General features: G+C 68.0%; 7 protein-coding genes. All 7 read right to left on the bottom strand.

Features of this window, described 5'->3' with window-relative positions:
* A partial coding sequence (locus Q0747_RS08995; protein ID WP_298253728.1) for a hypothetical protein occupies positions 1 to 208 on the bottom strand: 208 nt, incomplete at its 3' end.
* A gap of 45 nt (positions 209 to 253) precedes the next feature.
* Positions 254 to 1,102 (bottom strand): hypothetical protein, encoded by an 849-nt coding sequence (locus Q0747_RS08990; protein ID WP_298253726.1) that lies wholly within the window; start codon positions 1,100 to 1,102, stop codon positions 254 to 256.
* Positions 1,103 to 1,159: 57 nt separating this feature from the next.
* On the bottom strand, positions 1,160 to 1,903 hold the full coding sequence (locus Q0747_RS08985; protein ID WP_298253724.1) for a DUF429 domain-containing protein: 744 nt from the start codon (positions 1,901 to 1,903) through the stop codon (positions 1,160 to 1,162).
* A gap of 215 nt (positions 1,904 to 2,118) precedes the next feature.
* On the bottom strand, positions 2,119 to 2,604 hold the full coding sequence (locus Q0747_RS08980) for a hypothetical protein (RefSeq protein WP_298253722.1): 486 nt from the start codon (positions 2,602 to 2,604) through the stop codon (positions 2,119 to 2,121).
* A 269-nt stretch (positions 2,605 to 2,873) separates the two neighbouring features.
* Entirely contained in the window at positions 2,874 to 3,791 is a 918-nt protein-coding gene (locus Q0747_RS08975; protein ID WP_298253721.1) for a carbohydrate ABC transporter permease, read from the bottom strand.
* Between the two features lie 40 nt (positions 3,792 to 3,831).
* Positions 3,832 to 4,797 carry a carbohydrate ABC transporter permease gene (locus tag Q0747_RS08970; RefSeq protein WP_298253719.1) on the bottom strand — a complete coding sequence of 322 codons (966 nt, stop codon included), beginning with the start codon at positions 4,795 to 4,797 and terminating at the stop codon, positions 3,832 to 3,834.
* Positions 4,797 to 6,101, bottom strand: a complete 1,305-nt coding sequence (locus Q0747_RS08965; protein ID WP_298253716.1) for a sugar ABC transporter substrate-binding protein — start codon at positions 6,099 to 6,101, stop codon at positions 4,797 to 4,799. The genes Q0747_RS08970 and Q0747_RS08965 overlap by 1 nt, the downstream gene beginning before the upstream one ends.
* Positions 6,102 to 6,562: the final 461 nt, after the last annotated feature.

The following is a 6,562-nucleotide window of genomic DNA, read 5'->3' as shown; positions in this document are numbered from 1 at the left end:
CTCGCACCCTCACGGACCCTTCCACCTGAAGTCTCAAGACATCGCGGACGGACCTACACTCTGCTTCTTGAAGAGCCCCTTCGGCGTCGATGAATGCTCGGCATGTCGTGCAGATCAGATACGCGTTCCGTTGCGACGTCCGGTACTGCTCGAGAACCGGTGGTCGATCGAGTCCCAGATACTGTCGGATCTTCTGCGTGAACCTCATGGCTCGAGTCTGCCAGGGTGATTCTGCTGCGTCCTCGGTCATCGCTCAGTGACCTCGTGTCGTGTCCCTGACGTCTACCGGAGGTTCGGCCGCGTCCATCGCGCGAAGGGCCGCCTCGGCCGTCTCGACGGCGTGCCCCGCCTCGACGGTGCGCTTCTCGGCCGCAGCGTGCGTGCGGTCGGCGGCGTCGATACGGGTGAGCTCCGCGCGCAGCGACTCCAACTGTTGCTCGAGGTCCTTGATCGATGCCACGATCCGCGTGCGCCGCCGTGCCAGCTGTCGGGCTTCCCGCCGCGACTCGGCCGATCCTTCCTCGGCGGTCGTGAGCTCGGCCTGGGCCCGGGCGCCGTGCTGGGTATCAGCGGAGTCGTCATCGCTTGGTGGAATGCTGAACGGTCCGGCGACCGCACCGTCCAGATCCACCGGATCCCAGCCGGCCGACTCCAGGGGACGAGTGAGGCGCCCGGTCAGCACGGCGGCTGCGGCGGCCGGGTCCGCGAGAGCTGCTCGCAGGGTGCGCTCGACGCCGGGCAGGGCGGCGGGGCCGACCGCGTACCCGATGTCCGCTGCTGCCTCGAGGGACCGACCCGCGACGGCGGCGATGAGATGCTGACGTCGCTGCCCGAGTGCGTGCAACCGCGCGCGGTCGGCGTCGGCCTGCGCCGTCCGGAGAGCGGCGCCGAGCTCCAACACCTCCTCCACCTCGTCGCGGCGGTGCACCACGAGGACGTTCACGAGCCAGGCGGCCGACGACGGTTTGGGCAGCGCCCGAAGACTGGCTGCCAGCTCCCGGTCACCGGCCTGCGTGGCATCCTTCGCAGCGGTGTTCCGCGCGCTGATGAAGCGATCGAGCGGAAGGGCATACAGGCCGGCTGCGTACTCCGTCAGGTCCATGGATGCCGTCCTTCCGCTGTCCGGGCCTTCCCTCCGGCTCCGTCCACGGCCGGGCTGCTAGGGAGCCAGATCCTCCAACGGTCCCACGGGCAGGGCGATCCAGCCTTCGCGGCGCGCCTGGTCCTGGTACCCGGAGAGCACGGGATGCGTCAGCCCGAGGGCATGGGCCCGGGCGGCGAGGGCCGCGACGACGGCGTCGAACGCGTCGTCGGACGCCACCACGAGTTCCTCGGCTGCGTCGTCGAGGCCGAGCCAGGGCGCGCGGTCGAGGAGCCGCGAGACGAGAGTGCGGCGCGCCCCGACGTCGGTCTTGTAGCCGCGGGTATCGAACTGCCAGCCGCGCAGCGTCGCGGAGGGGTACACCTCGACGGCGGTACCGGCGCCCGAGCGGTCCACGGGTTCGCCGAGCGCGTCCGAGACGGCGTCGAGCAGGGCGGCACAGTGCATGGCCGTCAGCCCCAGCCGGTCGGTGGCGACGCTCAGGGGCCAGCGTCCGGTGATGGCGCGCGTGGCGCGGTCGGTGGCCCGATACGCCAGGCGTCGGCGCCAGGCCATGCCCTCGTCGTCGGCGAGCTCCACGCGTTCGCCCCGGGCGTGGCGCGTGACGAACGTGACGAAGTCGTCGGGCCACCCGAAGGCGCAGTCGATGCCGAGCTTCCCCACCCCGGGCGCCGTCGCGGCGATCTCCGCATCGGTCACCCCGACGCGGACGTCCACCGTGACGATCGGCCCGGACCAGTCCAGGAGGGCGAGGGCGGTTCCCCTGGGTTCTGCGGCGAGATCCACTCCTGCTGTGAGCACCCCCGATTATAGGCAGTCGCCCGAGCCTACCCGATCAGGAAATCTCCGCTGTCGGCGCCTGCGACGGCACCACTGTCGAGACGGCGCCACCGTCGAGGAGTACCGATGGTCGGTCCCACTACCGTGTCGCGATGGGCGGCGTTCCCGCGACAGCGCGGGTCGGTTCGTCCCGGCGGAGGGTGTACCTCCGGGCCACCGTCGGGACGGGTGCAGGTCTAGCCGGCATCGGCGGGTCTGATCGCCAGATTGGGGTGCAGCAGTTCGAAGCCCTGATCGGCCAGATCGTTCCTGTCGATGTCGTCCGGCAGCAGGACCACCGTCACCCGGCTGTCGCGGATGGTCGGGCCGGCCGCACCGCGTTCGAGGGGTCCGCACTCGAGCCCGACGCCGATCCCTTCCTCGACGAGGAGGCACACGGTGTCCCCTACTCCAGTCCCGGCGCCCGTCCCGGCTCCACCGTCCACTTCGGCCCCGGCTCCAGCCTCGGCTTCCGGGCGGGCCACGAAGTACTCCACACCCTCGCGTTCGGCCAGGAGGCGCGTACTCGTGAGGTCGATTCCGTCGAGATCCGTCTGGATGGTCAGGACGTCCTCGGCCGCCTGGTCCTCATCCAGGACGCCGATGAGGGAACCACCCGTGCAGCCGGTCAGGAGCAGGGAGCAGACACCTGCCAGCACGATGCGGTGTGCAGGGCGGTGCATGGATCTCCTCGGGCGAACGGGGGTCGGGTACCTGTCCCAGACTAGCGAGGCCCACCGACCCCGCCGGGCGCCGTGCCGATCCGAGATACGGATGCACCGGCTGCAGGGGTGCCGGACGCCGTCGTCCTTATCGTTCCCACCACTGGGGGCGCGGGAGTGGGGACGAGCCGTCGTTCCCGGTAGCGAGGTTCGTGCAGTGGGAACGACGGGCGGGCAGTCAGCCGGTCAGCCGGCGGAGCCCCGGGCCCCGCAGGCTCCAGGGTGTCGGGCTACCGGATGCCGCTGCGGGCCAGGCCCTGCACGAAGTACTTCTGGAACGCGAGGAACAGGATGATGATCGGGGTGATGGAGAGGAGGGCCAGGGCCATGATCGCGCCGTAGTCCGCCCCGTACTGGCCGCGCAGGTACAGCAGGCCGATCGGCAGCGTGAAGAGCTGACTGTCCTTCAGCGCGATCAGCGGCCACGCGAAGTCGTTCCACTGGTACATCACCGTCAGGAGGACCAGCACCGCGATCAGCGGCTTGCACAGCGGCAGGATGATCTGGAGGAAGATCCTGATCGTGCCGGCGCCGTCCACCTTCGCGGCTTCGATCAGTTCATCCGGGATGCCGATCATGAACTGGCGGGCCAGGAAGATCCCGAAGGCCGATGCGGCGGACGGGAAGATGACGGCCCAGAACGTGCCGTAGATGCCGAGCTCCGTCACGAGGCGGAACTGGGCCACCATCAGCACCTGCACCGGGATCATCATGGTGCTCAGCACCAGCAGGAAGATGGCGCCCTTGCCCCTGAAGTCCAGCTTGGCGAACGCGTAACCGGCCAGGAGGTTCACGGTGACCGTCAGGATCGTGACGATCACCGTGATGACCACGGAGTTACCGAACCACGTGATCGTCGGGAAGCCGTTGAAGATGGTGCGGAAGTTCTCGAGCGTCCACTCCGAGGGCCAGAGATTCAGTTCGCGGCTGAACACGTCGGTCCGCGGTGAGAAGGCGAGGGTGATCATCCAGTACAGGGGGAACATCATGATGAGCCCGACGACGATCGCCAGGACGAGGCGGGCGACGAAGGATGAGCGCTGCGCAGCCGAGACGCGCCGGACACGCTCGACGACGGCGGGAGCGGCGTCGTCGTCCGTGGTCCGCAGCGCGGTGTCGCGGGTGCCGACGGGGTGAGAGGGAACCATGGGAGTCCTGTCCTGGTGAGCTGTCGTCCTGATCCGGCTGCTATCCGGCGGTGTCGCGCGAGCGGTTGCCACGCCATTGGATCGCCGTGAAGATCAGCGTGATCAGGAAGATGACGATGCCGATCGCTGCGGCGTAGCTCTGGTCCCGGGTGACGAAACCGTTCTCGTACGCATAGGTCACGAGAACGGAGGTCGACCGGCCGGGACCGCCTGCCGTCATGACGAAGATGGTGTCGAAGACCTGGAACGAGTAGATGACGTCCATGATCAGCAGGAAGAAGGTGGAGGGTCCCACGAGGGGCACGGTGAGGTAGCGGAACTGCTGCCACGACGTCGCGCCCTCCAGTTTCGCGGCTTCGTAGAGCTCGGGGGAGATGCCCTGCAGACCCGCGAGATAGATCACCATGTTGAATCCCACGCGGATCCAGAGTGTCACCAGGATGATCGAGATGAACGCGGCCGTCCCCTCGGACTGCCAGGGGAGACCCGCGAGGCCGCCTCCGCGCAGCAGCTTGTTGACGATGCCGGTCGACTCGTCGAACAGGAGGACACCCATGAGTGCGGTGGCAACACCGGAGATGACCATCGGCAGGTAGATGAGCGTGCGGAAGAGCTTCCGGCCCGGCAGCACCGAATTCATGAGCACGGCCAGGCCCAGCCCGAGGGCGAGGCTCAGTGGGACCGTGATGAGGGTGAAGACCGCGGTGTTGACGGTGGACTGCCAGAAGGTCGGATCTCCCACGAGGCGCTGATAGTTCTCGAGCCCCACCCAGCCGGTGGCGCCGAAGCCGCTCGACTCCTGGAAGCTGATCAGCAGGGCCCAGCCGAGAGGCAGGAACAGGAAAAGTCCGAGCAGGATCAGATTGGGCCCCAGGAAACCGTAGGACGCCAGGGTGGCGCGGTGCCTCGTCGCGGCGCGACCCGACCGGGCGGTGTAGGTCGTGGCCGGCAGGGGTGCTTTGAGTTCGGTGGTCGACCCCTCGCGGGACGAGGTGTCCGCGGACATCAGCCGGCCGCTTCGTCCACGGCGGCGGCGATCTTCGCCAGGGTCTCCTCGACGGGTTGGCCCTGCGTGAACGCCGCTTCCAGCTGGTCACGGAGGGTGGGGTTGATGGTGGCCATCGCGGGGGAGGTGAGCTGTTCCACGTCGGAGGGCTCGATGGTGGTGGCCTGTTCCACGAAGATGCCGGCGATGTCCGGGCGCGTCTGGTAGTCGAGTTCGGTGTCCACGAGGCTCTTCAGCGTGGGGAGCTCCATCGCCCTGGCGCAGAAATCGGACATCTGCTCCGGCTGGGTCATGAACTTGAGGAACTCCGCCGCCAGCTCCGGGTTGCGCGCGTTCTTCGTGGCGACGAGGGCGTTGCCTCCGAGATCGGAGGCACCCCGCTCATCCCGTGGCATGTAGGTGGCGCCCCATTTGAAGTCGGTGATGTCGGCGTCGAGGCTCGGCAGGACGAAGTTGCCCACGAAGGCCATGGCGGTGGTACCGGCGGAGAAGGCGTCGTCCGCATAGGTGGAGGACTTCACCGAGCTGCTCGGGGGAACGAGATTGTCCGTGAAGAAGCCCTGGGTGAAGGCAAGCGCCTTCATCCCGGCGTCGGACTCGATGGCCGACGCCGTGAGGTCCTCGTTGAACAGCCTGCCGTCGGCCTGGAAGAGCCAGCTCAGCCAGCGCGGCGAACCACCGAGCTGCCAGTTGTAGACGAAGGGATACAGCTCGTCCGGTAGGGAACCGCGCAGCTGTTCTGCGACCGCCCGGAACTCGTCCCAGGTCCAGGCGGAGTCGAGGCTGTCGGGGACGCTGGTGATCCCGGCCTGCTCGAAGAGGTCGGTGCGGTAGACGATGGCCGAGGTGTCGGTCTGGTGCGGAACGCCGAACGGCTTGCCCTCGAACTGGATGGCCTGCCACATGGAGGGCAGGAATTCCTCGCCGGCGGCGGTATCGAAGTAGGTGCTGAGATCCAGGAGCTGGTCCTGGCTGCTGTAGGCGCCGATGGTGCCGTAGTCGACCCGGAAGAGGTCGGGCGCGGTACCCGCCTGGAGCTGGGCGTCGATGTTCGTGAATATCTGCTCGTAGGGCACGAGGTTGAGCTCCACCTCCACGCCGGAATTGGCAGCCTTGAACGCGTCGATCCCGCGACGGAAGCCCTCTTCCTCCGCCGGACTGCCCCAGGTGGTGAACGAGAGCGTGTTGTCGCCGTCGCCGCCGTTGTTGTTCCCGCCGCCCGAGAAGCCGGCGCATCCGTTGAGCGCCGCAGCGGCTGCGAGGAGGCCTGCCCCTCCGAGTATCTGTCGTCTGGAAATGGTCATCGTCGTGCCTTTCGGGAGAGTGGTCACAACGTACAACACCGTTCCGAGGGCAGAGCAGTATTGCCCCAGGCTTCGTCCTGCGCTAGCTCCGCGGTCGCAGGTGTCCGGGGAGGGGCCCGGTGTTGGAGGTGGTGCGGTGGGATCGGCGGTGTCCCACGCGGTCGTTCCCGGTGTTGGAGGCGCTGCAGTGGGAGCGGGTCGCTGCGCCTCGGCTGTTCCCAGTACTCGGGTCCCAGGAGTGGGAGGGAGCTGTCGTTCCCGCCGTTCGAGCTGCTGCGGTGGGATCGGCGGTGGCCCCTCCGGTCATTCCCACTGTTCGAGCTGCTGCAGTGGGATCGGCGGTGGCCCCTCCGGTCGTTCCCACTGTTCGGCGAGCAGTAGTGGGATGGGCTGCGGCTCCTCCGGTCGTTCCCACTGTTCGAGCTGCTGCAGCGGGATCGGGCCCTCGTTCCCAGCGCCCG

The organism is uncultured Arthrobacter sp., from assembly GCF_947493765.1.
Classification (GTDB): Bacteria; Actinomycetota; Actinomycetes; order Actinomycetales; family Micrococcaceae; genus Arthrobacter_D.
Note: the sequence above shows the minus strand (reverse complement) of the source record. Positions and strands in the feature narration are given on the sequence as shown.